This is a genomic window from Pseudoalteromonas sp. SG43-4 (assembly GCF_014164325.1).
GTDB classification, from domain to species: Bacteria; Pseudomonadota; Gammaproteobacteria; order Enterobacterales; family Alteromonadaceae; genus Pseudoalteromonas; species Pseudoalteromonas distincta.
Map to the genome: position 1 here is coordinate 134,273 of NZ_JACJFB010000008.1, position 26,761 is coordinate 161,033.

Below are 26,761 nucleotides of genomic sequence, written 5' to 3' on the forward strand. Positions count from 1 at the left end.
AACAATTACATACAAAAAGGCTTTTACTTATTAATTGTAAGAGGAGGTTTAGCGCAGGTTAAACCTCCTTTTTAGTATTTAAATACAATGACTTAAAAACAAATGCTCCCACTTGAATTTATACCATATAACTTCATTTTACTTAACTGTATTACAAACACGTAACTTTATAATAACCGTCCTATAAAATTTACACATGCACTATATACTAAATAGCGCCCCCCTCTTCCCCAAATTAAAAATCTGGTTGATTATCTACTGCAATATGACAACAACACATAATCGCAGTGCTTAATTGCGGGAGTAATAATAATGAGTGAAGTAAATAACTATTTGGGTTTAGTCGGTATTGAGTTTACCGAGTACGCAACACCTGATGCTGATTATATGAATAAAGTATTTACTGATTTTGGCTTCTCTAAGCTTAAAAAATTCAAAGGTAAAGACATTGTTTATTACAACCAAAACGATATTCACTTTCTTCTGAATAACGAGCGTGAAGGTTTTTCTGCAGAATTTGCTAAAAGCCATGGCCCTGCTATTTGTTCAATGGGTTGGCGTGTTGAGAATGCTCAAAAAGCATTTGAAACAGCTGTAGAACGTGGTGCAAAACCAGCGACCGACTCAACGCATAAAAATATGCCTTACCCTGCGATCTATGGTATTGGCGACAGCCTAATTTACTTTATTGAACAATTTGGCGACAAAGGCACTATTTACGAAAGTGATTTTGAAGACTTAGAAACGCAAAATGTTGTAGAAGATAAAGGCTTTATCCGAATCGATCATTTAACCAATAACGTTTATAAAGGCACCATGGAAAAATGGGCTAACTTTTATAAAGACGTATTTGGTTTTACTGAAGTACGCTACTTTGACATTAAAGGTCAAAAAACAGCGCTTATTTCGTATGCACTTAAATCGCCATGCGGCACCTTCTCTATTCCAATAAACGAAGGTAAAGGTAACGATAACAACCAAATTGATGAATACCTTGGTGAGTACAACGGCCCAGGCGTTCAACATTTAGCGTTTTTAACAGATGACTTAGTAAGCTCTCTTGATAAGCTTGATAAATCAACAATTGCCACACTCGATATAATCCCAGAGTACTACGATACTATTTTTGACCGTGTACCTTGGGTTGCTGAAGATAAAGAAAAAATTCGTGAGCATCAGATACTCGTAGATAGCCAAAGTGAAAATTGTTATTTATTACAAATTTTCTCTAAAAACTTATTTGGTCCAATCTTTATAGAAATGATCCAACGCGTTGATGATGGTGGCTTTGGTGAAGGTAACTTCCAAGCATTATTTGAATCAATCGAACGTGACCAAGAGCGTCGCGGCGTTTTATAAAATATTTGAGTAAATTAAAAGCAGCGAACTTCGCTGCTTTTTGTCGTTTTAATATTTAAAAAGTATGGCGCCAAGTACAAGTATGATTAAATAAACTATACCTTGTCGCCATACAGTAAAATCCAAAGGAAATGTAATGAGCCTAATTAACGAAACCCACGATATTAATTTAACCAGCTGGGTAGAATCAGCTAATGTTGATAATTGCGACTTCCCGATTCAAAACTTACCGTTTGCAGAATTTCGTCGTAAAGGGTCTGATGAGGCCTTTCGTGGTGGTGTTGCAATTGGTGACCAAGTAATCGATTTAGCAAAACTAAGTAAATTAAACGTTTTAACAGGTGACGCTAAAACAGCCGCAGATGCAGCAAGTGAGGCAACCTTAAATACATTTATGGGTTTAGGGAAGCAGTATTGGTCAGCCCTTCGTCTAGCCCTTTCAAAAGCACTAAGAGCAGGCTCTGAGCACCAACAAGCGCTTAGCGATACATTGGTTGCACAGTCTGATATAGAGTTTTCTTTGCCTTGTCGCATCGGTGATTACACTGACTTTTACACTTCTATTTATCACGCTACAGCTGTGGGTAGTTTATTTCGCCCTGATAACCCATTATTACCTAACTATAAATGGGTACCTATTGGTTATCATGGTCGCTCTTCATCTATTGACGTATCGGGTCAAACATTTCATCGCCCTAAAGGCCAAACTAAAGCGCCAGACGCAGAAGTGCCATCATTCGGTCCTTGTAAACGCCTTGATTACGAACTAGAGCTGGGTATTTACTTAGGTAAAGGCAATGCACTGGGCGATGCAATCGCTATCGAAAATGCTGAAAACCATGTATTTGGCTTTTGTGTATTTAATGATTGGTCAGCACGTGACTTGCAAGCGTGGGAATATCAACCGCTTGGTCCATTTTTAGCTAAAAACTTTGCCTCAACTGTATCGCCTTGGATTGTAACAACCGAAGCATTAGCGCCTTACAGAACAAGCTGGACACGTGATGAAAACGATCCACAGCCAATGGACTATTTAGAATCAAAAGCGAATCGCGACCAAGGTGCTTTTGATATTCAAATGGATGTTAAAATTCAAACGCAAAAAATGCGTAGCGAAGGCCATAACCCAACGCGCGTATCAACATCTAGCTTTAAGCACTCTTACTGGACTGTGGCACAAATGGTTACTCATCACACAGTAAATGGCTGTAACTTTATGCCAGGTGACATGCTAGGTTCGGGCACTCAGTCGGGTCCAACGCACGAAGAAGCAGGTTCATTACTTGAGCTTTCTCGTGGCGGTAAAGAAAAAATCACGCTAAGTAATGGCGAACAACGTAGCTTTTTAGAAGATGGCGATAACGTTATTATGCGTGGCTGGTGTGAAAAAGAAGGCTATGCACGTATAGGTTTTGGCTCTGTAGAGAGTACTGTACTGCCGGCAAAATAATACGCATATTAAAAAATTTATTAAAAGGGCTGCTTACTAAAAGCAGCCCTTTTTTATTAATTTTTGAACAGTTACAATTTTTTTCTAGCTTTTTTAACTCAAATTGCTATCTTAATTCGGTTAATAGCCAGTGTTTATATGCCATGTCAGTATTTATAAAGTCTTTTTATCATAAATTTTTCCCTGCTCGTCAGCTACTTATTCGTCAAAATGGCGAAGTTAAGCATGTTGTTTTAGCCTCTTGGTTTCAACTTCTTTTAGCGTTGCTTATTTTAGTCACTTTTACTTGGCTGAGTATTTCAAGCTTTCGTGTTTATACACAAACAAATAAAATCTCTGACATAAAACAAAATCAAATAACCGAGCAAACGCTGTGGCAACAAAAAGTCAGTGAGCAACAAGCCCTTCAAGCAACGCAGTTAGAGCAACTTGCAATTCTTGAGCAAAAGCAGGCGCTACTGCAAAGCATGATAGAATCCCTTCCTGCTTCAATTAGCAAAGACGTTATTAAGCTTGATACAGAACTTGATGTACCTATTAATGAAAATGGCAATGAATTTCATGAGCCATTAGTCGATGAAAATCAAAAAGGTAAACAAGCACAGTTAATCGCTCCAATCACATTTGCAACAAGAGTGGCCAACTTAAATAATCAGTATGAGCAAAGCTTTACCTATTTAGATAACCAAATTAGTGAACGTCACCAAGCCATTTTAGCTATGGTTAAAGGCGCAGGAATTGAGTCTGCGCTTGAGCAACACCTAATATTAAGCGCCCAGACAACTGCACAAGGTGGGCCACTTGATATATTTAACGAAACAAAAATTCCGAGCCACTTTTTAGCCATCGTTGATAAGTTATTAATATTAAATAATTTAGAAAACTTTTTAACTGAGCTACCAAATACCCTGCCTTTAGCTAAAGCTAAATACTATATTTCGAGTAATTTTGGCCTTAGAAAAGATCCCATGAATAGTAATCATGCCTTTCATAAAGGAATTGATTTAGCCGGTTGGCATAAAACCGAAATATTCGCTCCAGCAGACGCTGTAGTGCTCCGTGCCGGTCGTAATGGTGGTTATGGTAACTTTATTGAGCTTGAACATAAAAATGGCTTAGTGACTCGATTTGGACACTTAAATAAAATTAAAGTAAAGAAAGGTCAATCAATCACTAAACATGATGTAATCGGTTTAATGGGCAGCACCGGCCGAAGCACAGGCACGCATTTACACTACGAAGTATTACTTAATGGTAAACAAGTCAATCCTCTAAAAATAACAAAGGCGCTTTCTCATGTTTGGTAGAAAAAAACAAAAAACAGTTAGCTCTAATTTAAAAAGAGTGAATCACACACCGTCTATTATTTCTGAAGACGTACGCCTTACAGGCACTTTAGTTAGCCAAGGTGAAGTACAGCTTGATGGCCGTATTGATGGTGACATAAAAGTGGAGCATTTAGTTATTGGCTCAGCGGGAGTTGTTGAAGGTATTGTTGAAGCTAAAAGCGTTATTGTTAAAGGTAAAGTTATTGGGTCAATTAATGCCAGTGAAGTAAAAGTACAAAGTGGCGCTCATGTTCATGGCGATGTATTTCACGATACATTGAGTATTGATGCAGGTGCAGTAATTGAAGGCAGTTTAAAGCAACGCTTTGAAAAAGAAGAGCCGGAACTAATTTCGAAAGAACTAAAACCCGCAAAAGAAGTTAAAGCATTATTGAAAGAAGATGGCAGCGACTTATCATTTGTAAATAAACAAGCCGCTGATAAAAGCTAAGTCAAATTAGCTTTACGTAAGTTACCTTTTCTCAGTAATGTACATAGTAATATCTGCAGTGAAAACAAGCTCATTGCGGGTATTATACAGTTTAACCGGTACTACTAAGTCTTCTTTATCAATCCACTTATGTGGTAAATCAATTTCAGCGACTGCTCGTACATCTGTATCTACTTTAGCCAAATACCTAACTGTCATCCCTTTTGGGATCCAACGATGCGTTTTAACTGGCACTGTTGCATCAACCATTACACCTGCACACAATTCAGCTAAGTTACACTGCGCAATAGCATGAATAGTTCCAATATGATTATGAACGCTTCGGCGGTTTTTAACCACCGCACTACAATGGCCCTCTCTCAAATCGAGTACGTAAGGTTTCATCGAACCAAAATATGGCGCTTTAAAGCAAACAGCTTTAGTAAAAAGCCAATTCCCAAAAGGTAGGCGCTTAAATTTATGCCATGTTTGTACAAGTGCAGATTTATTACTCATTATTATTTTCCATCAACAGTTACTTTTTTAAAATTAACACATCAGACCAGTTTTAAAAAGTGCATTTATGCTGGCTTTTTAGCTTAATCCAATCAAAAAGTAAGAATGACGACCTATGCAGGGGTCATAAGCCCTTTCTTTTTTATGAGTGCCCACCTAAAATACTCGACAAAAGGAGACTCAATGCAAACACAGCCCGCTAAACCTAATATGACTTTGTTACTTATCTTAGCGTTACTCGTTATATTTTGCCCTATGGCAATCGATATTTACCTACCTGCTTTTCCAACTATTGCAGAACAATTTGCAGTTACTGAACAACAAGTACAGCAAACCGTTGCTATTTTTATGCTAACAGTGGGTTTAGGCCAATTAATTGCAGGTCCTTTAGCTGATAAATTTGGCCGAAAGCCAGTGGCTATAGTGGGCATTAGTTTATATGCAAGCTCTGCATTACTCGCATACTACTCGCCTTCTTTTGAGATATTACTAATAGCACGTGCTTTTCAGGGATTTGGAGCGTGTGCCACATTTGTTGTCGCATTTGCGATAGTGCGTGATAAATATGGCAGTGAACGAAGCGGACAAATGATTACCTACCTTAACGGGATTGTGTGCTTTATTCCGGCAATGGCACCTATTTTAGGGGCTTGGCTTACCGTACAGTTTGGCTGGCGTATGAACTTTATGTTTTTAACCGCGTTTGCTATTTTGGGCCTTATTGTTACCCTATTCTTTTTTAGAGAAACTCGTCCTGCTGATAGTCATTATCAGGGGCATATTTTAGATTTACGTCGCTTTACACCGATTATTAAAACACCGGTATTTTTGTTTAATAGCCTAATTTGTATGGTCTCAATGTCAGCCATATTAGTGTATGTAACGCTCGCACCAGGCTGGCTTATTACACATTTAGGCGGCACCGTAGCCGACTTTACTTTTTGGTTTACGTTAAATGCCGTAATAAGTATTGTCGCAAGTTTTATTTTACCTACCTACATTAAACGAAATAGCCAACGTGCTTTGCGTGTCGGTGTGAGTGTACTGGTTTTCTCAGGCATTTTAATGCTAGCCTTGAGTCATATAGAAACAGCATTTGCGCTTATGCTACCTATCTTAATTGCTGCATTAGGGTTTGCTTTAAGTTTAGGCTCTGCTGCAGGAATGTCTCTGTCTAGCTTTCCTAAACAAGCAGGCACAGCCTCTGCATTACTCGGTGCTATGCAAATGAGTGGCGCGAGTATACTTGTTGTTTTAACCCAATATTTAGGGCTAAGCACACCGTGGTTGATTGCTTTTCACTTATTATTGCTAGTTCCGCTTTGGCTTATTTTAATGAGCAAAAAAGCACATACTTTACACCCGGCTAAAAGTACTCAATGATCAATCCTGACTTTCTAGTCTCATTTTTATTAGCCAGTTTTTTAATGGCAGTAGCGCCTGGGCCATCAAATGCATTTTTGATGGCGCAAACATTTGCTAATGGTCGAAGTGCTGGTATGCAAAGTGCTTTTGGTTTTGCATTAGGTGGGGTTGTTCATACGCTATTTGCTGTTGTAGGCCTAAGCGCAGTACTGAAAGCTTCCCCTAGTGCCTATGCCGCAGTGCAATATGCAGGCGCAGCATACTTATGCTATTTAGGGTTTATGATGATTAAAGGCACGCTAAAGCAGCCAGAGCCGACATCTGATGACAAGCAAACCGATAAACCGCATATAAGTACCAGTAAAAAAAGTAATGTCATGTTTCAGGCCATGATGACTGAAGTATTAAACCCTAAAGTAGCATTATTCTTTATTGCATTTATTCCACAATTTGTAGATCCAACGCTTTCATCGGCTACTTTTCAGCTCGCATTTTTTGGCTTACTTTACCCTCTTTTTGCTTTTCCGATTGACTGCACGTATATTTATTTTGGCGACAAAATTGCACAGTTTTTTAGACGTAACCCAAATAGCCAACTTTGGATTGATAGGATCACTGGCATTGTATTTATTGCCCTTGCTATCAATCTATTATTTTAACTAACCTGCACTTTGGTTAAGAGATTTATTCTTCCGAGTTTAGGTTCATCAATAAAAAGAATTAGCATGGAACAAAAAACACAATCTCTTCCCGCACAAAAAAATATTGCTTTAGTGGCACACGATGGTAAAAAAGCAGCACTAAAATTATGGTGTGAAAAGCACAAAGAAATACTAAGTAAGCACACTTTATATGGCACAGGTACTACGGGGCATTTAATTCAAAAAACTACGGGGCTTGATGTAGTTCAGCTTTTAAGTGGTCCTATGGGCGGCGATCAACAACTTGGCGCTAAAATAGCAGAACATGAGATACATGTTTTAATATTTTTTTGGGACCCATTAGCATCACAGCCTCATGACCCTGATGTTAAAGCGCTGCTGCGTTTAGCAGCTGTTTGGAATATTCCGGTGGCGTGTAATGAAGTGAGTGCAGATATGTTATTAAGCTCACCGCTTATGGACGTAGAGCTTGAACGCACATTGCCAGATTACGAAAAATACCTCGCAACCCGACAAATAGATCTTTAAACCTCAATTGTAATCTAGGTTATTTATAAAGCATGCTGGCCCATTTAGTCAGGCCAGCGGTTACACTACCAAAGTGATCCCCGTTAACCATCTTTATATCGCCTAAGTGCTCACTTAAAGCCGCTTTAATCAATGGTGACTGTGCACTACCGCCTGTTAAGTAAATAATGTCTGGCGTGGTCGCAGCGTCGCTGATTGCTTGTTTTGCTAAAGTAACTATTTGGCTAATACTACTCTCAACGGCAACAGCTAAATCTCTTACAGATACATTTTTATTCAGCCCACTATCTAAAAAACTTAAATCACAATCAAACACACTAGCAGACGAAAGTGCTATTTTAGCCGCTTCACCTTGTTGCACTAACTGATGGCCTTGCTTGTTTTGCTGTAAATGTATTAAACGTTTATAAAGCTCAGGTGCACTTACATCACGTAATTGTGCGTTTAGCTCTCGGGTATGGCTTTCACTATAAAATTGGCTTTGTAAGTTTACATCGTTAATTTTACACGCTTGCCAAAACGCTTGATTAGGCAAAGGCAAACCCGATTTAAACGTACTACCTAAACCCAATAACGGCATTAAACCATGAAAGCTCAAAGCAATATCTAAATCGTTTCCGCCAACACGTTTACCACTGTGAGATAAAAAATCGCTATCGCGCTGGCTATTTCCTCTAAAGCTTGGGCCCATTTGTACAAATGAGCAGTCACTTGTACCACCACCAATATCAATAACGAGTACTTTTTGATCCTGAGTTAAATCACTCTCGTAATCGATACCCGCAGCAAGTGGCTCATATAAAAACTCTACGTCTTTAAAACCAGCACGTTTAGCAGCACGCTCTAAAATACCGACCGCTTGTTGATTTGATTGCTCACCACCCACAGCTTGAAAGTTTACTGGGCGACCAATCACTGTTTGTGTAAGTGTTTTACCTAAAGAGAGCTCAGCACGTTGCTTAATTTTTAAGATCATCGCGGTTGCGATATCTTCAAAAAAGTTAATTTGACCTTGCTTTAAACCTGTTGCACCAAAAAATGATTTAGGAGACTTAACAAAATAGCCTTCTTCAGGAAACTGCACGTACTCGCTAATCGCTTCACGACCAATAAATAGGGTTTCATCTGAAGGTTGTAAATCAAGGTCTGACTTAATACGAGGTAAGGTATTTAATAATGCTTGGCGCTGCGTTAAAAAGTCATGCTCATGGGCTGTGCCATGTAAATGCTTAGCAACAAAATCAACAACCAACGCGCTGTGATGAGTGTAAAGTGTAGACGGTAAGTAATGTTTTCCTTGCTCTAGCGGTACTAATTGAACATTACCCTCGCTCATTACACCCATAGCACAATTAGAACTACCGTAATCAAAACCTACAAACATACTTCACCACACATTACCAAAAAGGCCGCGCAATTTAGCACACTTTGTAAAATTTATAAATGTTATAAACTATCTCTGACCCGTAAAAAACTGGCAAAACGCGGTAACCCATTTTTTGTTAAGCCATGAAATCGGTACGTTACAGTACTACCAATCTCCGGTGGGATGGAGCGCTGTGCATCATTAAACCCAGTACCAATAGAAAATACCTGCCCCTGCGCTGTTTTTACCCTTAATGCCCCTAACATACCTTGATATTTACCTTTGCCTGGTAAGTGCGCAATTACAACCGCTTCTGCATCTAAATAAGGTTTTAATTTTAGTAATGCATTACTTCTTCCATTGCTGTGCTTCGCGCTGGCCAAATGAAGCATTACGCCCTCGCCGCCCTGCTTAGTTATGTTCTCAAAATACTCTGTAAGTTGCTCATTATTTGTAAAGCTATATTGAACTACAGCACTAATGTGCGGCGAGTTTAGGCTAGTAATAAGCTCATTATAGTTTTTATAGCGAGTGCTAAAAGGCAGATTTTTATCTGGCATATCAAATACTTTATAAGTAATAGTTTGCCAATCATGATTATTAGGTTTTTTAGTTCTGACTATGCCACTAAGCGCAGAAAAGTGCTCACGTTTAGTCCACAGCTCACCATCAAGCCATATATTTGGCAATGGCGCTGTAAACCAACTGGGCGCATTGATAATATTACCCTTACGAGTGACAAACTCCGTGCCGGTCCAGATAGCTCTTACGCCATCATATTTTTCACTGACTAAATATTTACTTACATCATAATGCTTCGTTTCGTCATATACTTTAGCAAGTAAAACAGACGGTTGTGCTGCACTTATGCATTGCGTAAAAAGTACAATAACAATTAAAAGCAGGTGTTTAATAGTAAACATTGGCGCATCCAAGCACGTAAAAGTTGGCTTAAACTATAGTTGAGATTGCGCCCATTGCCAAAACTCATCTAAGTTGCTCATTTGATAGGTAGCTTGGCTAAAGTCGTGATCTTTAGTATGGCTATTGGCAATGGCTACAACACGTAACAAAGCATTATTAGCAGCTGTTACCCCTGTGTAAGTATCCTCAACAGCAATTGCATTGCCAGGTTGTATATTTATCTGCTCAAGTGCCAGTAAATACGGATCCCCTGCAGGTTTAGGATTAGTTACATCATCTTTTGTAACCACCGTATCAAACAGCTCATAAAACCCTAAGCCTTTCAGTATTGGCATAGCTTCACTTTTAGCACTGCCTGTTACTAGCGCCATTTTTAAGCCACTCGCTTTTACAGCTTTCAATGTTTGCTCTGTAAATGCCATCAGTGGCGGTAAATGTGTTACTACATATTCACCAAATAAACGGTATTTTTCATCTGCTAAAAACTGTGCACTTACCGATAAGTTATGCTCTTGCTTAATTTCAATTGCGGCTTCTAAAGTGGGCCGTCCCGAAAAGCGCTGACAAAAATCATTTTCTAAATAACTAACACCGTAGGGTTTAAGTAATTTACTCCAGCATACAAAGTGCATGCTTTCTGAATCAACTAATGTGCCATCCATATCAAATAATATTGCTTTTAAAGTCATCCTCATTCCTTATTTAACTTGTGCTAAATTTTGACAATAAAAAAGGCGCCTTAAGCACCTTTTATATAAATACAGTTATTGCGTTAAGCCTGCTGGCGGCTCACCCGTTGCTTCCTCACCCGTTTCAACATCAACAAGCTCGTAGCCACGCGTTTTACGTACAACTTTAAGTACTGGTTTATCAAATGCAGTTTTTAAACGCTCAGAGTCATCTTTCAACTCATCTAAGGTTGTTCCAAAAGGGGCTGCGCCAGTTTCTGACCAGTTAGTTACTTTACCATTTAGGTTATATTCTACTTCATGTATTTGATATTGCGCTGCTTCGTCTTTCGTTGCTTCACAAAAAATTACACGGTAATTCCAAAATCCAGCCATCTTTTTATCTCTTTAAATTAATTAACGCTACTTTACCAGCTTTATAAAAACATAAAAGCCTGCACAAGGCAGGCTTTTAAAAATTAATATAATTTAAGGTTATCTCTAGAAGAAGTTAACTTTAAATTCAGCACCAACATAACGCTCTTCGTTAACAATACCTGTATTGTTATTGAAATCTACAGCGCCAATAACTTGTTGCTCGTCAAATAAGTTACGAACAAACGCAGCAACTTCGTATTCGTAATCGCCTTCAGACCATGTGTAACCTGTACGCAAACCTGTTTCAATAAGCTCTTTACCTTCAAACTCTACTGATTCGTAAAGGAACATATTGATTTTACTACGATAAGAAATATCACCGCTTGCGAAGAAATTACCATCGGCAAGTTCTTTAGTGTAGCGAAGCGTAAAGTTAGAGATCCACTCAGGAGCATGCGGTAAGCTATTACCATCAAGTACAGCAAGACCAGAACCATTAATTGGGTCAGTTACAGTACATTGAGCACAAACAGCGACAGCTAAATCGTTATCTTTAATTTCTGTTTTATTGTAGCTTAAGTTAAACGTTGCATTAAACTCATCGCTTAATACCCACTGCGAGTCTAACTCAAAACCATAGCCAGTCGTTTTATCAGCATTAACTAAACGGTTAAAGTTAGCACCACCGCCTACAGCAGTAAGCTGTTGGTCGTCCATCGTGTAGTAAAATACAGTTGCATTTACACGGCCTTGGCCGTCTAGCACGTCTGATTTAATACCTGTCTCGTACGATGTTACCGTTTCTGACTCAGCTGTTGTAACGTCATCACCAAATAAAATACGACCTTGTAAACTAGGTGCGCGGAAGCTGTTTGCTACACGGCCGTACCAGTTAACATCATCGTTTACTTTATAGTTTGCAGATAAATCCCAGCTAACATGGTCGTCACTAACATCACGTTCTACAAGTAATGCACCGCCACCAATTGGGCTAAGTGTACGATCAGCTACAAAATCTTTATCATCATCAGAATAACGAAGGCCCGCTGTTACTTTTAAATCATCTGAAAAAGTATAATCTACAGAACCAAATACAGCCCATGCCGTTGTGTCTTGTTGTTGGCGAACATAACCATTTAAAGCACCAGCATTAGGTGTTGAGAATGTATCGTAGCTGAAGTTTTCAATCGTTAGCTCTTCATCAAAGTAAAATACACCTACTTGATAATTTAAGTCACCATCAAAGTTACTAGATAAACGTAGCTCTTGCGTCAACTGGTCGTGATCTGGAATGCCATCAGCACTTTCTGAAGAGAAAGGGATAAAACCGGGTCCCATGAAATCTGGAATATAAGAAGCACCATAACCGCCGTCGATGTCAGCGCGAGAATAAATTTCAGCACTTTCCCATGCAGAAATAGAAGTGATTGTGTGGTTTTTAAGTTCCCACTCAAGCTTTAAGCTTGCACCTTCCGATTCTACTTGTTGAGTAGAGCGAGATGCCGCATCTTGATAAACAACATCATTTTCGTAGTTATCTACTAGCTCATTAGTACCCGCTTTAATTACATTTGCACGAAAGGCAATTGGTGAGCCATCTAAGTCACGTGTGTGATAGTTTAATAAAGCAGTAAAATCATCGCCTTCATATAAAAACTGAACGCGTGCCGCTTTTTCAGTGTAACCACCTTGCTCATCTTTAGCTTCAAAGCCTGGAGCTTGGTTATCAATGTAATCGTCTTTGTCTTGCCATAATAATGAAACACGAGCAGATAAACGGTCAGTTAAAGCACCACCTACAGCACCACTTGTATCTACAGCACCACGGCTACCGTATGAAACAGAGCCATATCCATCAAATTCTTGGCTTGGTTTAACAGTATCAAACTTAACAAGGCCAGCTGGCGTGTTACGGCCAAATAGCGTTCCTTGAGGACCACGTAATACTTCTACGCGTTCAACATCAAATACTGGGAAACCTTTTAAAATTGCATTTTCTTGAACTACTTCATCAACAACAAGTGATACTGGCTGTGATGCATTCAAATCGAAATCGGTATTACCTAAACCACGAACGTAAAAGCGTGGGAATGAACGACCAAATGAAGACTCAATAGATAAACTTGGAATTTTCGCATTTAAAAAGCGAATATCCATACCTGCAGAGCTATATGCATCAAGGTTATCACCTTGTAATGCAGATACAGCTACAGGTACTTCTTGTGCATTTTCTACGCGTTTACGGGCGGTAACTTGAATAACTTCTAGTTGATTGCTTTTTTTAGCCGTTTCTTCTTCAGCGGCGAATGCTGAAATAGATGTGCCAGCAGCAGATAGTAGTGCAGCGTTAATAATTGTCGCTATTGCAGATTTCTTTAATGATTTCATGTCGGGTATTAACCTTTAGTATGCACTCTTGTTCAACGGTTTTTTGTGTTGCGCAATGTATTCATTGCGGGCTCGTACAATTTTTCGCGACTTGCTATATGGCGCGCGGACCTCATCACCGAGAGTACAAAACGGAGTAACAAGGCTGAACGAACGATTAAGATTATACCATTGTGTAATAATTTTACTGCATAAATATGAACATAAATGTAAACTTTTTTGCAACATTTAACTACAAGATTACGTGTTTTTATCAATATTTAGATGCAAAAACCTAATAATGAGGACATATGTCCTTTATTGAAGATCGCGAAGTGAAGTAGGAAAAATGGATTACCTTCCATATTAACCCAAAATAGAAACGTTGTGGTTACTCATAAAAAAGTCACCCGCAAGCGACTTTTTTTATTAGAACTACGACCTTTTAAAAGCAATTTCACCATCTATATGAATATCGCGCTGTGGAAACGCAATCACTACATCATGCTCTTCAAATACAGCATAAATACTAAAACGAATATCACTGCGCACTTTTCTAAGCATGGTTTCAGACTCGGCGCATACCCAAAAAATAGCATTAAATACAAGCGAGCTATCTGCAAAGTCATCAAATAACACTGATGACTTTGGATTAACCAATATTGCATCATGATCATCAAGCACTTGCTGGATAAGCTTTTTAACCAGTATAACGTCTGAACCATACGCAACGCCGACACTGACCGATGAGCGTGCATTGCCATCTATCAGCGTCCAGTTTGTTACTGTATTTTCGAGCAATTGAGAATTAGGTATAAGCATATGTACGCCGTCATTTCGGCGAATACGTGTAGAACGCGTATTAATAGTTTCAACTACGCCCTTTGCGTTACCTACCTCTAAAAAGTCACCAATGCGAATTGGACGTTCCCACATCAATATCCAACCGCTGATAAAGTTATTAATAATGTTTTGTGCACCAAAACCTACACCAATAGCAATCGCACCGGATACAAAAGCAAATGCCGTAAGCGGGATGCTGAGCACTTCAAGCGATGTAAAAATTAAAATTGCGATACTTAAAATAAAGTAAATACGAGTAAACAAATGCACTGCATCTTGGCTTATTTTTTTAGCGAGTAATGTTTTTTTAATAAGCTTGCCAATACGTGTGACTACAAACCACATAGCAAACAATATAAGTGGCACTTGAATTACTTTTGCTACCGTAATATTCACATCGTTATAAGTGAATATTACAAAGGCTAAGTATTGATTAATTTGTTCGAGGGTCATAAGTGTTCCCAATATCTTTTTTGATTGTTATTTGTTCACTAAAAATAAGTGTGGTTCAGTTTTCGCTAAGCTTTGCACGTCATAATATAACTAAAACGCCAAGTTAATAAGTTCAATATGAATTTTATAAACAGTTTATTAACTCTTTATTGCACCGAGTGCTATATAAATAGTGTACAAGCACTGGAGATCACATATGACACAACTTACTCTAAATCAAAGACTCGCTACTTTGCAGCCGCAGGTAGATTTAAAATTGTTTGAAAGCAGCCTAGATTACCGAAATAAAGTTTTGTGCTTGCTGGCCGAACAAGAGCAAACTCTAGCAACTATTAATAAAGAGTTTGGGCAGCAATCTAATAGCTTTGGCTCAGAGAAAAAATTTGTTTTAGGTTATAACTAACCCCCTCTCAAGCACACAATCGTATAATTAAGTAGCTTTAACGTTTGATTTTAGAGCTACTTTTACCCACCTTAATACTAATTATTAGCTAATTTGCGTTCAAATCCCCCTTAATACCGATAAACTTTATTGTATAAACCCACAAATTTGATAAGTTAACTAGGTTTTTCGACTCGCAAAGCCTATTTCGGCTAATCTTTTTATGGAGTTATTATGCGTAAAACCCTGATCGCCACTACTATTGCTAGTGCCCTAATCCTATCGGCTTGTTCTTCTAACGAACCTCAAGACATGGCAAAAGAGAGCGCAGCACAAGTGCAAGACATGAACGCAAACAATGTTTTATTCAAACCAAGCCCATTACAATACATGGCACCTGAGTTTGATAAGTTTGGTACAAAAGACTACGAAGCCGGCTTTGATGCTGGTATTGCTCAGCATACTGCGCAAATACAAGCTATTGCTAACAACCCAGCTCCTGCAACTTTTAAAAATACATTAGTTGAAATGGAAATGTCTGGCGAGCTACTAAACCGTGTATCAGCTGCTTTTTATAACCTTTCAGGTTTGATTTCTGATGACGAATACCAACGTATAAGTAAAAAAATGGCGCCGGTATTATCTGCTCACTCTGACGACATTTACTTAAATGGTGCATTATTCAAGCGCGTACAAACTATTTACGACAACAAAGACTCGCTTAATGCTGAAGATCAACGCCTTGTGGATTTTTACTATAAGCAATTTGTAAAAGCAGGCGCTAAATTAAATGACGCTGAAAAAGCAAAAATGCGTGAAATCAACTCACAACTTGCAGAGCTTTCTACTGCGTTTTCTCAAAACATTTTAAAATCGTTTAAAGAAGATGTCATTGTCGTTACCGATAAATCTAAACTTGCTGGCCTTTCTGAAGGTGAAATTGCAGGTCTTGCGGCCGCTGCTAAAAAAGCAGGTAAAGACGGCTACATGATCACGCTGGTAAATACGACCCAACAGCCAATTTTATCAAGCCTTGAAAACCGCGACCTTCGTGAGCAAATATTTAAAGCCTCTGCTAACCGTGCAGCAAAAACTAACGGCCCAATTATTATTGAAGAAACAAACCTCCGCGCTCAAAAAGCAGAGCTACTAGGGTTTAAAGATTGGGCATCGTATGTAATGACTTCGCGTATGGCACAAACAACTGACAACGTGTACGGCATTTTAGATGACCTAGCACCAAAAGCAGTTGAAAAAGCTAAAATTGAAGCAGCTGCTATTCAAAAAGTAATTAACGATTCAGGTGAAAGCTTTGAGCTTAAACCATGGGATTGGGCTTTTTACGCAGAAAAAGTACGTGCTGAAAAGTACGACTTAGATCCTGCCCTTGTTAAGCCTTACTTTGAAATGGATTCTGTAATTCACGATGGTTTATTCTTTGCAATGAACAAGCTATACGGTATTACATTTAAAGAGCGTAAAGATTTACCGGTTTATCATGAAGATGTTACAGCCTACGAAGTATTCAACGCTGACGGCAGCGCCATCGGTTTATTTTACCTAGACCCATACGCACGTGAAGGTAAGCGTGGCGGTGCATGGATGAGCGCTTACGTAAGTCAAAGCGGCTTAAAAGGCACTAAACCTGTAATTTACAATGCCCAAAACATTCCAAAACCTGCTGCAGGCGAGCCAACGTTAATGACGTTTGACGAAGTGTCAACTATGTTCCATGAGTTTGGTCATGCGGCGCACGGTTTATTCTCTGACGTTAAATACCCAAGCTTAGCAGGTACTGCTACAGCGCGTGACTTTGTTGAGTTTCCGTCGCAAGCGAATGAAGATTGGATGATTGAACCTACGGTACTTGCTAACTACGCCAAACACTACAAAACAGGTGAGCCAATTCCACAAGCTTTACTTGATAAAGTACTTGCATCGCAAAAATTCAACCAAGGTTTTGGTACCACTGAATATTTAGCAGCTGCTTTACTTGATATGGAATGGCACTCGTTTGGCTCAGATAAAAAAATTACTGATGTTCAAAAGTTTGAAAGCGATGCGCTAAAAGCACACGGTATTGATTACTACCCTGTACCACCGCGCTATAAATCAAACTACTTTAGCCATACATTTGCCGGTGGTTACTCTGCGGGTTACTACGCATACCTTTGGACTGAAGTATTTGCAGCCGATGCCTTTGCACACATGGAAAACAACGGCGGCTTAACACGTAAAAATGGTGATAAGTTCCGTAAAGAAATCCTATCTAAAGGTAACAGCCGCGACTTAATGCAAAGCTACATTGAGTTTAGAGGTCAAAAACCAACTACCGACGCATTACTTAAGCGCCGTGGTTTAGTTGAGTAAATAACTTAATTTATTAAGCTCACTTTTATAAAAGCCCGCTTGCGGGCTTTTATTGTTTATACCCTCACATATAACAGATAAACTTAGCTCAATATTTATTAAAAGATGATGGTTATGCAGTACTTATTTGCAGTCACTTTGCTTTGGGCGTTTTCGTTTAGTTTAATTGGTGTGTATTTAGCAGGCCAAGTTGACGCTTGGTTTAGCGTATTAATACGCATAGCACTGGCAACACTGATTTTTCTACCTTTTTTAAAGCTCAAACAAACGCCTAAACCTTTAGCCTTAAAGCTTATGCTGATTGGCGCTATACAACTTGGTGTTATGTATAGCTTTTACTACCACTCATTTTTATTTTTAACCGTTCCCGAAGTGCTGCTATTTACTGTAATGACTCCTTTGTACATTACCCTGCTAAATGATGGATTGAACAGACGCTTTAACCCACGCTTTTTTATAGTCGCACTTATTGCTGTAATCGGTGCAATTACTATTCGTTACGAAAACCTAAATAGCGATTTCATAATCGGCTTATTAATCGTTCAAGGGGCGAATATAAGTTTTGCTGTAGGCCAAGTTACCTACAAACGATTAATGAATAACAATCAGCTTGATGATAAAGCCGTATTTGGATGGTTTTTTATAGGTGCACTTATTATTGCCACAATTTGCTATGCATTATTTGGTAACTCAAACAAATTACCAACCACTTTCACACAGTGGGGCATACTAATTTATTTAGGGTTGGTTGCATCAGGACTTGGTTACTTTATGTGGAATAAAGGCGCAACCCTTGTCAACGTAGGTGCTTTGGCAGTTATGAATAACTTGCTTATCCCAGCTGGGATTATAATTAACGTGCTGATCTGGAACCGAGATGCCGATATAGTCAGGTTAAGTATTGGGGCTGCTATAATGTTAGGTGCGTTATTGGTCAATCAAATGCTTAATAAAAAGTAAATTAATAAGCTTGTAGCAAAATTGTCATTAATAATCATTAAGGTAGTACAAATTGTACTTTTTAAGGATAAACAATGAAACGTATTACCTTACTTACAAGCTGTATATTGTTAGCCACACTTGCAGGCTGCGACGACGATGTAGAAATAGTAGAAAAAGAAGTGGTTGTTACCAACACCGAAGTGGAAATTGTTGAAGTACCTACGCCCATTGTTGTAGAGGTTGCTGAAGGAGTAAATATTCAGCTAGGGACTCGCCCTGACTATTTAATTAACGATATGGCGCAAAGCACACTAAAAACAAAATTAGAGTCATGCAGCGAAGGTCCTTTTTACCGCACCGATTTTTCTATTGGTCATCGCGGTGCATCAATGCAATACCCCGAACACACTAAAGAAGCCTACATTGCGGCAGCGAGAATGGGCGCTGGCATTGTTGAATGCGATGTTACATTTACAAACGACAAAGAGCTTGTTTGTCGCCACTCTCAATGCGATTTACATACCACAACTAATATTTTAGCTATTCCTGAACTTGCAGCTAAATGCAGTGTGCCATTTACACCAGCCGACCCTGCTAATGGTATTGCCGCATCAGCTAAATGTTGTACCAGCGATATAAGCTTAGCGGAGTTTTTAACCCTTGAAGGTAAAATGGATGGTGCAAACACTAATGCAACGACCGTTGCCGATTACATGGATGGCACACCAAGTTGGCGCACTGATTTATATGCCACCAACGGCACATTGATGACCCATAAACAAAGCATTGCACTGTTTAATGAGCTAGGTGTAAAAATGACACCAGAGCTAAAATCGCCACAAGTAAGTATGCCATTTGATGGAATGACGCAAGAACAATATGCGCAAAAAATGCTAGACGAGTACACGCAAATGGGTGTGCCAGCCTCAAAAGTTTATCCGCAATCATTTAACCTTGAAGACGTAAAATACTGGATTAACAATAACCCTGACTTTGCAGATAAAAGCGTTTACCTAGATGGACGTGACAGTGAAGCCGGATTTGATCCAAGTAACCCACAAACATGGCAACCGGGAATGGATGAGTTAGTGGCTGATGGGGTGAAAATTTTAGCTCCTCCAATTTGGATGATGTTAACAATAGATAACGAAAGTAATATTGTGCCATCGCAATACGCTATTGACGCAAAAGCAGCAGGTTTAAAGCTTATTGCATGGAGCCTTGAGCGCTCGGGCCCGCTTAATGAAGGTGGAGGTTACTACTATCAATCAATTGCTGATGTTATAGATAACGATGGCGACATGATGACAGTAGTCGACGTACTCGCAAAGGACGTGGGGGTAATGGGTATTTTTTCAGATTGGCCGGCTACGGTAAGTTACTACGCCAGTTGTAATAAAATGCCTGCAAGTATTTAATACCAATCTGCTTATATATGGGGTCTATTTAACGTTGAGAAAATTACGCTAGAACTAGGCAAAAATTTTTTTATCTAGTTGTTCTAAATAAAAAATTTTTAACGACGTTGTAGTGAAATTTAATTCGTTAAATTGATCAAAGATTTATGCAGGTTGGTATAAATACTCAACGACAAAAGTCGTATATTTTATCGCGCTCAGTTACCATATCAGCATATATAATTTTATTTTACTGAGCGCTTTTTATGATAATCCAACAACATAATGCTGACTTGCCAACACCGACAGGTTTAATGCGAACAACTGTATATCGCCCTCAAGCGCAAGGACAGTTCCCTGCTATCATTTTTTATTCTGAAATATTTCAGCAAACTGCCCCCATCGCACGCAGCGCAGCTATTTTAGCAAGCCATGGCTTTGTAGTGTTAGTGCCTGAAGTGTTTCATGAGTTAAACCCTATAGGCACTGTGCTTGCTTATGATGATACAGGTAAAGACAAAGGCAATGCCGACAAGTGGGCAAAGCCACTTGAGCACCACGACAGTGACACACAAACTATGATCGACTTCATTAGATTACAAAGCTATTGCACAGGCTCCGTCGGCGCAATGGGCGTATGTATTGGCGGTCACTTAGCTTACAGAGCGGCACTAAATCCTGAAATTAATGCGGCTTTTTGTTTATACGCAACTGATATTCACAGCAATACATTACCTGCGCAACCTGGAAATAACTCATTCGAGCGTATGGCTGATATACAAGGCGAAATTCACTTTATATGGGGCAAACAAGACCCGCATGTGCCAAAAGAAGGCCGCGCTAAAATATACCAGCAATGCGTAAGCACAGGCATCAATTACCAGTGGCAGGAAGTTAACGCACAGCATGCCTTTATGCGTGATGAAGGTGAGCGATACGATGCAGCCCTTGCGATAAATATGTATCAACAAGCGGTGGCATTATTTAGCCGAACTTTATAAATGCTGTAAAAACTACTCATTAAGTACTTTTCAGCATACCTAAAGCGGTATGCTGTTTTACAAAGTATGCTTTTAAGTAATCAATAAACAATCGTAGCTTTTTAGAGCCCGCAGCCCCTGGCGGAAATACCCCGTAAAGCTCAATATCTTTGCTTTTATAATCATCTAATATTATTTCAAGCAGTCCAGCTTGCACTTTTGGCCACGCATCGTAAAGCGGAATACGCCCAATGCCATGCCCTGCTTCAACAAAAGCAGTACGAGCAGCGGCATTATTGGTGCTTAAGGCGCCTTGCATTGTAATATCGTGTTTTTTGCCATCTTTTTGAAGTGTTAATGTTTTACTGCCCAATTGATAAACGACCCATTGGTGCTCTGCTAGCTCTAAAGGCGTTTTAGGTTTACCAAAATGTGCAAAGTATTCCGGCGCGCCACAAATACAAGTGCTCATTGTAGTCAGCTTGGTTGCCTGCAAGTTGGAGTCACTCAGTGCCACGCCCCTAATTGCAAAATCAAACCCATTTTTAATAATATCAACCACATCGTCAGTAAGCTGTAAGTCTATTTGAATTTTAGGATATTGGCGCTTAAACGTATTTATTGCAGGCACAATTAACTGCATTCCCACATTTACTGGGCAACTAATTTTAAGTAAACCTTGTGGCTCGCTCTTTATATTTTCTATTTGCTGATTAGCCGCATTAGCTTGTTCGGTAATTATTCTACAACGCTCATAATAAGCAATGCCCGCTTCAGTGAGCGCCATGGTACGGGTTGAGCGATTTAGTAAAGTAACTTCAAGCTGCGTTTCTAATTTTTTTAAATGATAACTTGCAACTGCTCGCGTAAGCCCTAGCTGTTTGGCAGCAGCGGTTAAGCTGCCCTGCTCTACAATTTGTGCAAATACAACCATGCTCTTTAACTGCTCAAACGACACTTTCATAAATGCTCCGTAGTGTGTTTTAAATTCAACCTTTTTATTGTATCAATTATTAAACCAATAAAGTTAAATTTATCATCGTTGTTTAAAGCAGTGTTAGTGCATATAGTAATTGGTAAGCAAGATAAACTAATTCAAATCATCAGAAGGAATATATTCAATGTCTAAAAAAGTACTTATGGTTCTTACATCTCACGCAGAACTTGGTAACACTGGCGAAAAAACAGGTTTTTGGGTAGAAGAATTTGCAGCCCCTTATTACGCCTTCGTTGATGCAGGCGTTGAAGTAACATTAGCGTCTCCAGCTGGCGGCCAACCACCCATTGATCCGACAAGTACACTTGCCGATTTTCAAACAGATGCAACTAAACGTTACGACGCCGATAGCGCAGCACAAACACTTATGGCAAACACTAAAGTGTTGAGTGAAGTAAAATCTAGCGATTTTGACGCTGTATTTTACCCAGGCGGTCACGGTCCATTATGGGACTTGGTTGACAACACAGATTCAATCTCTCTTATCGAAAGCTTTGTAAAAGAGCAAAAACCTGTTGCTGCGGTATGTCATGCAAGTGCTGCATTTTTAAATGTTAAAGATGCCGATGGCAATGCACTAGTAGCGGGTAAAAAAGTAACTGGTTTTACTAACTCTGAAGAAGCTGCAGTGCAACTTACCGATATCGTGCCATTTTTAGTTGAAGACGAGCTAATTAAAAAAGGTGGCGATTATCAAAAAACTGACGACTGGGGTGTATTAGCACTAGAAGACGGTTTAGTAATTACCGGCCAAAACCCAGCAAGCTCTGAACTAGCTGCAAAAAAACTATTAACTAAATTAGGTTAATAGTGAGTAATAATTAAAATTAAGCACAGCATTTAATGCTGTGCTTTTTTAATTGCTTTTCATTAGCAAATACAATTCCTATACTGGCAACTCTTAAAGTCAATTAGGGCGATTATATGGCAACCAAGCCAACCACACTGTCATTACTAACTAGTACCCGTTTCGCAATATTTAATATTGTTGTTATTTGCTTCGTACTACAAGTGATCAATAGTCTACCTGGCATAAATCTTAATGGTTTAGGCATATATCCACGCAGTATCCAAGGATTAATTGGCATACTATGCGCACCTTTTTTACATGGTAGCTGGTGGCACTTTGCCAGTAATATGATCCCATTTGTAGTATTAAGTTGGCTAATTTGCCAGTACAGCGTAAAACGTTTTTATAACGTATTTATTTTTACCGCTTTAATCGGTGGACTTTTAGTTTGGGCATTTGGGCGCAGTAACATACATGTTGGTTTAAGCGGTGTTATATATGGTTTATGGGGCTTTATTCTATGCTACGGCTTAGTAAGACGCTCATTAAAATCAATTATAATTGCAGTTGTAGTGGCTATACTTTATAGCGGTTTTATATGGGGTGTTTTACCTCAGCGCTATCATGTATCGTTTGAAAGCCATTTATTTGGAGCGCTAAGCGGGTTGTTTTTAGGTTATAGATTAGCAAAAGCCGATAAATTAAAAGGTTGGTAAATTAAATATTTAGGGCCTTTAATTAATTTTTTATGGCCACATTTATGAGTAAGTATTAAACATTTCCATTTAACATTGAGGTTATTTATGAGTGATCAAAACGAATACACGCCACCAAAAGTATGGACGTGGGAAAGTGAAAGTGGCGGTAAATTTGCCAGCATTAACCGCCCAATTGCAGGCGCGACTCATGACAAAACTCTACCTATTGGTGAGCACGCATTTCAGCTTTATTCTCTTGCTACACCAAATGGCCAAAAAGCTACAATCATGTTTGAAGAGCTTTTACAGCTTGGTTGCACCGATGCAGACTATGACGCATATTTAATAAACATAGGTGATGGCGATCAGTTTGGATCTGACTTTGTTGATATTAATCCAAACTCAAAAATCCCAGCGCTAATGGATCATTCAACTACCCCACCTACTCGCGTTTTTGAATCGGGTTCTATTTTACAATATTTGGCTGAAAAATTTGATGTACTCATCCCTAAGGATTTAAAAGCTAAAACGCAGTGTCGTAACTGGCTATTTTGGCAAATGGGCTCAGCGCCATACTTAGGTGGTGGGTTTGGTCACTTTTATAGTTACGCACCAAGTAAAATGCAATACCCTATTGATCGTTTTACCATGGAAACTAAACGCCAACTTGACGTGTTAAATCGTCATTTAAGCGAAAATGAATACATGGCGGGTGATGAATACTCAATTGCCGATATTGCAATTTGGCCTTGGTATGGCTCGCTTGTTTTAGGCGACTTATATGATGCAGCTGAATTTTTAGATGTTGCCTCATACACTCATGTTGTTCGTTGGGCAAAACAAGTTGCTGATCGCCCTGCTGTAAAGCGCGGCCGCCGCGTAAATCGCACATGGGGCCCTGAAGAAGATCAAATGGCAGAGCGCCATAACGATAGTGATTTCGAAGGTTAAATCTACTAAACAGCAAGTAAAGTCGTTAACACTTTAACCTGCTTAATAATTTTAAGGCTCATAATGATTATTTATTATGAGCCTTTTTACTGTGCTAGCTTTTTTTTTTGCTTTCATAAACTATATTTATTCTTATACTCAGGATTAGAGCCTAACTAATCGATGTTTAATACGCTTTTGTTCATCTGAAATATTTGCTGTATTTCTTGAACGTTTCTCCATCGCTAGTTGGAGTGACTTTTGTATAAGGTTTTACTTAGTGCCATATAAAAATCTAAATAGTGAAGAACGCAGAGAAACCGTTAAAATTTTATACTCTAATGCCATCTCTGGCATTGCCATTTCGACTGTAGTCAGTTTTATATTAGTGTTTGCTTTTGATTTAAATAACCAGAAAATATCCTACGAAAAAAGTATTTGGTTAAGCATTATGGTTGTCTTATTAGCAGCTCGCGCTATTGATGTAATATGGTTTTATAAAACCAAAAAGGATAGCCCGCTATTTAATGCTGACACATACTCAAAAAGATTTTCAACCGGGTGTATTTTAACTGCGCTATCGTGGTGTGGGTATGCACTTTGGTTTCATAGCACCTCATCAGCAATAGAGACGACAACCACGATTGCTATTTTATCGGCATTTGCAGGAGGCTCTGCAAATCTGCTTTCAGGAAGTCGAGTAACCGCTGTACTCTATAGCATTATTTTACTGGCGCCCTACTCTTTTTTATTAACCTTTTCTAACGAAAACTACAACTCTGTCCTCGGTATTTTAGGCCTAGCATTTACTGCTATTATGGTGGCTTCATCGTACAAATCAGCCACATTTACACACAGCGCAATCAAGCTCAAAAACCAAAACAGAGAGCTGCTTAATGAAATGGAAAACAAGGTTGAGCAACGCACAGAAGAAATCTACCGTTTATCTAATACCGATCCACTTACAAATCTATTAAACCGAACCGCATTTTTAAAAAATGCAAACAGACAACTAGCAGACAACCCTCAAGAACCCTTTGCTTTATTATTTGTAGATTTAGATGGGTTTAAACAAATAAATGATTCGTTGGGTCATAAAGTAGGCGATAAAGTATTAAAAGAAATAGCACGAAGAATTAGTAATGTATGCAATCAACAGCTATTTAAATGCCGATGGGGCGGGGATGAGTTTTTAATTTTAGCAACGTATCAAAAACAAGCTGAGCTTATCGAGTTTGCAGATAAAGTACTTCAAAGCATTGGTGCCGAGCATGAAACATATAAATATCAAAAATGGGTATCTGCAACTATTGGTATTGCCATGTATCCTGAGCACGGGAGTGATTTTAATACTTTAATTCGCTCTGCTGATACTGCAATGTATCACCAAAAACGCATCGCGAAAGGTAATATCAATATTTATAACGATTCACTCAAATTAATACAAGAAAGGGAGTATCTTTTGAGTCAACGCCTAGCCAGTGCCATAGAAGAAAATAGTTTAAGGCTAGTATTTCAACCAATTGTTGATAGCAAAACCTCAAAAGTAACCTCTTTTGAATCATTATTACGCTGGCAACTAGATGGTGAAAATATTTTCCCTGATGAATTTATAGCTATTGCCGAGCAATACGGTTTAATAACCGAGTTAGGTATTTGGGTAATAGAACAGGCATGTATACAAGCAACAAAATTAAGTCACTTACAACCACAAATTGCTATAAGCGTAAACGTATCGGTTATTCAGCTACAAGATCCTGATTTTGTATCTAAGGTATTAAAAATAGTAAATCGCCATCAGGTAGAACCTAAAAACCTACACATAGAAATTACTGAGTCAGTATTTGCCGAGGATAAACTCACATTTTTGACAGCCGTTAAAGCACTACAAAAACAAGGCTTTTGTATTTCAATTGATGATTTTGGTACAGGCTACTCATCACTATCAAGCATGCTTGATATTGGTGTCGATATAGTAAAAATAGACAGAAGCTTTATTCAAAATATGGATAAAAGAGGGTTAAGTATTATTCATGCAATTGTACAAATGGCCTCTACTTTAGATTTTACTGTTGTTGCAGAAGGCGTTGAAACTATTGAGCAAGCAAACACACTCACTAAAATTGGTGTATCTCACCTACAAGGTTATTACTTTTCAAAACCGATGGAAGTAGGTTTTGTAGATGCTTATTTAAATGAGCAAAATAAGCGATGTAGTTAATAACCAAACACTTCTAAAAGCGCTTAGCTACCATATGAGTTATGCGCTACCTTTCTTATTAGGGCCAGTTTATTTTTTGAGGTTGAATTTGCAGCAGACTGTTTGATATTAAGCAAGGCAGAGCCTATGAAGTGTGGTTAGCCCCCATAACCAGTTGATAACGTAGTATTAATGCCAAACATGCGCTGCCCAAAGGTTCTGCCTAGGGAGATAGACTCTTTGTTACTAGGTTACAAACCTCGCGCCGCGATTAAATCGTCCTTGGATTGAACAAATTTCAATCCTTAAAGGTCAGCAGCCCCTCCCTAAAACATAATCTTACAATTGCTTACACCCAGTACATAGTAATTAGCGTAGGCTAAATATAATTCAACTTACATATGTATATTACGTTTAAACGAAAAAGCCCCAGCGCTG

The 26,761-nt window shown here is 38.8% G+C and carries 24 protein-coding genes; 16 read left to right on the plus strand and 8 right to left on the minus strand.

The genetic code is table 11. The annotated features are described in order from the left end of the window. Nucleotides 1-312: 312 nt before the first annotated feature. The 4 genes from hppD (at nt 313) to H5160_RS10110 (ending at nt 4,588) form a co-directional block, all read left to right on the plus strand. Complete coding sequence (hppD, locus tag H5160_RS10095; RefSeq protein WP_182724980.1) at nt 313-1,359, plus strand: 4-hydroxyphenylpyruvate dioxygenase; 1,047 nt, start codon at nt 313-315, stop codon at nt 1,357-1,359. A 136-nt stretch (nt 1,360-1,495) separates the two neighbouring features. Beyond that, nucleotides 1,496-2,809: a fumarylacetoacetase gene (gene fahA, locus H5160_RS10100; protein WP_002958201.1), complete on the plus strand. Its 1,314-nt coding sequence runs from the start codon at nt 1,496-1,498 to the stop codon at nt 2,807-2,809. Nucleotides 2,810-2,952: 143 nt separating this feature from the next. Next, nucleotides 2,953-4,116 (plus strand): M23 family metallopeptidase, encoded by a 1,164-nt coding sequence (locus tag H5160_RS10105; protein ID WP_182737370.1) that lies wholly within the window; start codon nt 2,953-2,955, stop codon nt 4,114-4,116. Further along, nucleotides 4,106-4,588 carry a polymer-forming cytoskeletal protein gene (locus H5160_RS10110; protein ID WP_002958196.1) on the plus strand — a complete coding sequence of 161 codons (483 nt, stop codon included), beginning with the start codon at nt 4,106-4,108 and terminating at the stop codon, nt 4,586-4,588. The genes H5160_RS10105 and H5160_RS10110 overlap by 11 nt, the downstream gene beginning before the upstream one ends. Before the next feature lie 21 nt (nt 4,589-4,609). Here H5160_RS10110 and H5160_RS10115 read toward each other — a convergent pair whose 3' ends face one another. Next, nucleotides 4,610-5,083: a hotdog fold domain-containing protein gene (locus H5160_RS10115; protein WP_002958195.1), complete on the minus strand. Its 474-nt coding sequence runs from the start codon at nt 5,081-5,083 to the stop codon at nt 4,610-4,612. 183 nt (nt 5,084-5,266) lie between these two features. Here H5160_RS10115 and H5160_RS10120 point away from each other — a divergent pair, with 183 nt between their 5' ends. From H5160_RS10120 to H5160_RS10130, 3 genes are all read left to right on the plus strand, one after another. After that, nucleotides 5,267-6,466 (plus strand): multidrug effflux MFS transporter, encoded by a 1,200-nt coding sequence (locus H5160_RS10120; protein ID WP_024598245.1) that lies wholly within the window; start codon nt 5,267-5,269, stop codon nt 6,464-6,466. After that, complete coding sequence (locus H5160_RS10125) at nt 6,463-7,107, plus strand: LysE family translocator (RefSeq protein WP_024595670.1); 645 nt, start codon at nt 6,463-6,465, stop codon at nt 7,105-7,107. Before H5160_RS10120 ends, H5160_RS10125 begins: the two co-directional genes overlap by 4 nt. Nucleotides 7,108-7,173: 66 nt before the next feature. Continuing rightward, nucleotides 7,174-7,638 (plus strand): methylglyoxal synthase, encoded by a 465-nt coding sequence (locus tag H5160_RS10130; RefSeq protein ID WP_002958191.1) that lies wholly within the window; start codon nt 7,174-7,176, stop codon nt 7,636-7,638. A 19-nt stretch (nt 7,639-7,657) separates the two neighbouring features. Here H5160_RS10130 and yegD read toward each other — a convergent pair whose 3' ends face one another. The 6 genes from yegD to H5160_RS10160 form a co-directional block, all read right to left on the minus strand. Then, nucleotides 7,658-9,022 carry a molecular chaperone gene (gene yegD / locus H5160_RS10135; protein WP_024595669.1) on the minus strand — a complete coding sequence of 455 codons (1,365 nt, stop codon included), beginning with the start codon at nt 9,020-9,022 and terminating at the stop codon, nt 7,658-7,660. Between the two features lie 62 nt (nt 9,023-9,084). Beyond that, nucleotides 9,085-9,927, minus strand: a complete 843-nt coding sequence (locus H5160_RS10140; protein ID WP_182721406.1) for a DNA ligase — start codon at nt 9,925-9,927, stop codon at nt 9,085-9,087. A 33-nt stretch (nt 9,928-9,960) separates the two neighbouring features. Beyond that, complete coding sequence (locus H5160_RS10145; RefSeq protein ID WP_182737372.1) at nt 9,961-10,617, minus strand: HAD family phosphatase; 657 nt, start codon at nt 10,615-10,617, stop codon at nt 9,961-9,963. Nucleotides 10,618-10,692: 75 nt separating this feature from the next. Further along, entirely contained in the window at nt 10,693-10,992 is a 300-nt protein-coding gene (locus H5160_RS10150; RefSeq protein ID WP_002958185.1) for a hypothetical protein, read from the minus strand. 105 nt (nt 10,993-11,097) lie between these two features. After that, nucleotides 11,098-13,362 carry a TonB-dependent receptor gene (locus H5160_RS10155; protein WP_182724978.1) on the minus strand — a complete coding sequence of 755 codons (2,265 nt, stop codon included), beginning with the start codon at nt 13,360-13,362 and terminating at the stop codon, nt 11,098-11,100. 414 nt (nt 13,363-13,776) lie between these two features. Then, complete coding sequence (locus H5160_RS10160) at nt 13,777-14,637, minus strand: mechanosensitive ion channel family protein (protein ID WP_002958183.1); 861 nt, start codon at nt 14,635-14,637, stop codon at nt 13,777-13,779. Between the two features lie 196 nt (nt 14,638-14,833). Between H5160_RS10160 and H5160_RS10165 the strand changes: the two genes are divergently transcribed. The 5 genes from H5160_RS10165 to H5160_RS10185 all read left to right on the plus strand — a co-directional run bounded on the left by H5160_RS10165 (nt 14,834) and on the right by H5160_RS10185 (nt 20,729). Continuing rightward, nucleotides 14,834-15,040 carry a hypothetical protein gene (locus H5160_RS10165; protein WP_002958182.1) on the plus strand — a complete coding sequence of 69 codons (207 nt, stop codon included), beginning with the start codon at nt 14,834-14,836 and terminating at the stop codon, nt 15,038-15,040. 213 nt (nt 15,041-15,253) lie between these two features. Then, on the plus strand, nt 15,254-17,389 hold the full coding sequence (locus H5160_RS10170) for a M3 family metallopeptidase (protein ID WP_024598247.1): 2,136 nt from the start codon (nt 15,254-15,256) through the stop codon (nt 17,387-17,389). 114 nt (nt 17,390-17,503) lie between these two features. Next, nucleotides 17,504-18,349, plus strand: coding sequence for a carboxylate/amino acid/amine transporter (locus tag H5160_RS10175; RefSeq protein ID WP_182737374.1), 846 nt, complete (start codon nt 17,504-17,506; stop codon nt 18,347-18,349). A 74-nt stretch (nt 18,350-18,423) separates the two neighbouring features. Continuing rightward, the gene (locus H5160_RS10180) at nt 18,424-19,749 is read left to right on the plus strand and encodes a glycerophosphodiester phosphodiesterase family protein (protein ID WP_182695991.1); all 1,326 of its coding nucleotides are present in this window, start codon (nt 18,424-18,426) and stop codon (nt 19,747-19,749) included. A 245-nt stretch (nt 19,750-19,994) separates the two neighbouring features. Next, on the plus strand, nt 19,995-20,729 hold the full coding sequence (locus H5160_RS10185) for a dienelactone hydrolase family protein (protein WP_024597042.1): 735 nt from the start codon (nt 19,995-19,997) through the stop codon (nt 20,727-20,729). 19 nt (nt 20,730-20,748) lie between these two features. On the opposite strand, the gene H5160_RS10190 is transcribed toward H5160_RS10185, so the two are convergent. Next, nucleotides 20,749-21,672: a LysR family transcriptional regulator gene (locus H5160_RS10190; protein ID WP_024597041.1), complete on the minus strand. Its 924-nt coding sequence runs from the start codon at nt 21,670-21,672 to the stop codon at nt 20,749-20,751. Nucleotides 21,673-21,829: 157 nt separating this feature from the next. Here H5160_RS10190 and H5160_RS10195 point away from each other — a divergent pair, with 157 nt between their 5' ends. The 4 genes from H5160_RS10195 (at nt 21,830) to H5160_RS10210 (ending at nt 26,344) form a co-directional block, all read left to right on the plus strand. Beyond that, nucleotides 21,830-22,513 carry a type 1 glutamine amidotransferase domain-containing protein gene (locus H5160_RS10195; RefSeq protein ID WP_024597040.1) on the plus strand — a complete coding sequence of 228 codons (684 nt, stop codon included), beginning with the start codon at nt 21,830-21,832 and terminating at the stop codon, nt 22,511-22,513. Nucleotides 22,514-22,629: 116 nt separating this feature from the next. Beyond that, entirely contained in the window at nt 22,630-23,211 is a 582-nt protein-coding gene (locus tag H5160_RS10200) for a rhomboid family intramembrane serine protease (protein WP_182737375.1), read from the plus strand. 87 nt (nt 23,212-23,298) lie between these two features. Beyond that, complete coding sequence (gene yghU, locus H5160_RS10205) at nt 23,299-24,144, plus strand: glutathione-dependent disulfide-bond oxidoreductase (protein ID WP_024597039.1); 846 nt, start codon at nt 23,299-23,301, stop codon at nt 24,142-24,144. A 259-nt stretch (nt 24,145-24,403) separates the two neighbouring features. Continuing rightward, the gene (locus tag H5160_RS10210; protein ID WP_182737377.1) at nt 24,404-26,344 is read left to right on the plus strand and encodes an EAL domain-containing protein; all 1,941 of its coding nucleotides are present in this window, start codon (nt 24,404-24,406) and stop codon (nt 26,342-26,344) included. The last annotated feature ends 417 nt before the right edge of the window (nt 26,345-26,761 follow it).

Excerpts from the sequence above, each read along its gene's own strand:
- hppD (WP_182724980.1), top strand. The coding sequence starts at position 313 with ATGAGTGAAGTAAATAACTATTTGGGTTTAGTCGGTATTGAGTTTACC.
- fahA (WP_002958201.1), top strand. The coding sequence starts at position 1,496 with ATGAGCCTAATTAACGAAACCCACGATATTAATTTAACCAGCTGGGTA.
- H5160_RS10105 (WP_182737370.1), top strand. The coding sequence starts at position 2,953 with ATGTCAGTATTTATAAAGTCTTTTTATCATAAATTTTTCCCTGCTCGT.
- H5160_RS10110 (WP_002958196.1), top strand. The coding sequence starts at position 4,106 with ATGTTTGGTAGAAAAAAACAAAAAACAGTTAGCTCTAATTTAAAAAGA.
- H5160_RS10115 (WP_002958195.1), bottom strand. The coding sequence starts at position 5,083 with ATGAGTAATAAATCTGCACTTGTACAAACATGGCATAAATTTAAGCGC.
- H5160_RS10120 (WP_024598245.1), top strand. The coding sequence starts at position 5,267 with ATGCAAACACAGCCCGCTAAACCTAATATGACTTTGTTACTTATCTTA.
- H5160_RS10125 (WP_024595670.1), top strand. The coding sequence starts at position 6,463 with ATGATCAATCCTGACTTTCTAGTCTCATTTTTATTAGCCAGTTTTTTA.
- H5160_RS10130 (WP_002958191.1), top strand. The coding sequence starts at position 7,174 with ATGGAACAAAAAACACAATCTCTTCCCGCACAAAAAAATATTGCTTTA.
- yegD (WP_024595669.1), bottom strand. The coding sequence starts at position 9,022 with ATGTTTGTAGGTTTTGATTACGGTAGTTCTAATTGTGCTATGGGTGTA.
- H5160_RS10140 (WP_182721406.1), bottom strand. The coding sequence starts at position 9,927 with ATGTTTACTATTAAACACCTGCTTTTAATTGTTATTGTACTTTTTACG.
- H5160_RS10145 (WP_182737372.1), bottom strand. The coding sequence starts at position 10,617 with ATGACTTTAAAAGCAATATTATTTGATATGGATGGCACATTAGTTGAT.
- H5160_RS10150 (WP_002958185.1), bottom strand. The coding sequence starts at position 10,992 with ATGGCTGGATTTTGGAATTACCGTGTAATTTTTTGTGAAGCAACGAAA.
- H5160_RS10155 (WP_182724978.1), bottom strand. The coding sequence starts at position 13,362 with ATGAAATCATTAAAGAAATCTGCAATAGCGACAATTATTAACGCTGCA.
- H5160_RS10160 (WP_002958183.1), bottom strand. The coding sequence starts at position 14,637 with ATGACCCTCGAACAAATTAATCAATACTTAGCCTTTGTAATATTCACT.
- H5160_RS10165 (WP_002958182.1), top strand. The coding sequence starts at position 14,834 with ATGACACAACTTACTCTAAATCAAAGACTCGCTACTTTGCAGCCGCAG.
- H5160_RS10170 (WP_024598247.1), top strand. The coding sequence starts at position 15,254 with ATGCGTAAAACCCTGATCGCCACTACTATTGCTAGTGCCCTAATCCTA.
- H5160_RS10175 (WP_182737374.1), top strand. The coding sequence starts at position 17,504 with ATGCAGTACTTATTTGCAGTCACTTTGCTTTGGGCGTTTTCGTTTAGT.
- H5160_RS10180 (WP_182695991.1), top strand. The coding sequence starts at position 18,424 with ATGAAACGTATTACCTTACTTACAAGCTGTATATTGTTAGCCACACTT.
- H5160_RS10185 (WP_024597042.1), top strand. The coding sequence starts at position 19,995 with ATGATAATCCAACAACATAATGCTGACTTGCCAACACCGACAGGTTTA.
- H5160_RS10190 (WP_024597041.1), bottom strand. The coding sequence starts at position 21,672 with ATGAAAGTGTCGTTTGAGCAGTTAAAGAGCATGGTTGTATTTGCACAA.
- H5160_RS10195 (WP_024597040.1), top strand. The coding sequence starts at position 21,830 with ATGTCTAAAAAAGTACTTATGGTTCTTACATCTCACGCAGAACTTGGT.
- H5160_RS10200 (WP_182737375.1), top strand. The coding sequence starts at position 22,630 with ATGGCAACCAAGCCAACCACACTGTCATTACTAACTAGTACCCGTTTC.
- yghU (WP_024597039.1), top strand. The coding sequence starts at position 23,299 with ATGAGTGATCAAAACGAATACACGCCACCAAAAGTATGGACGTGGGAA.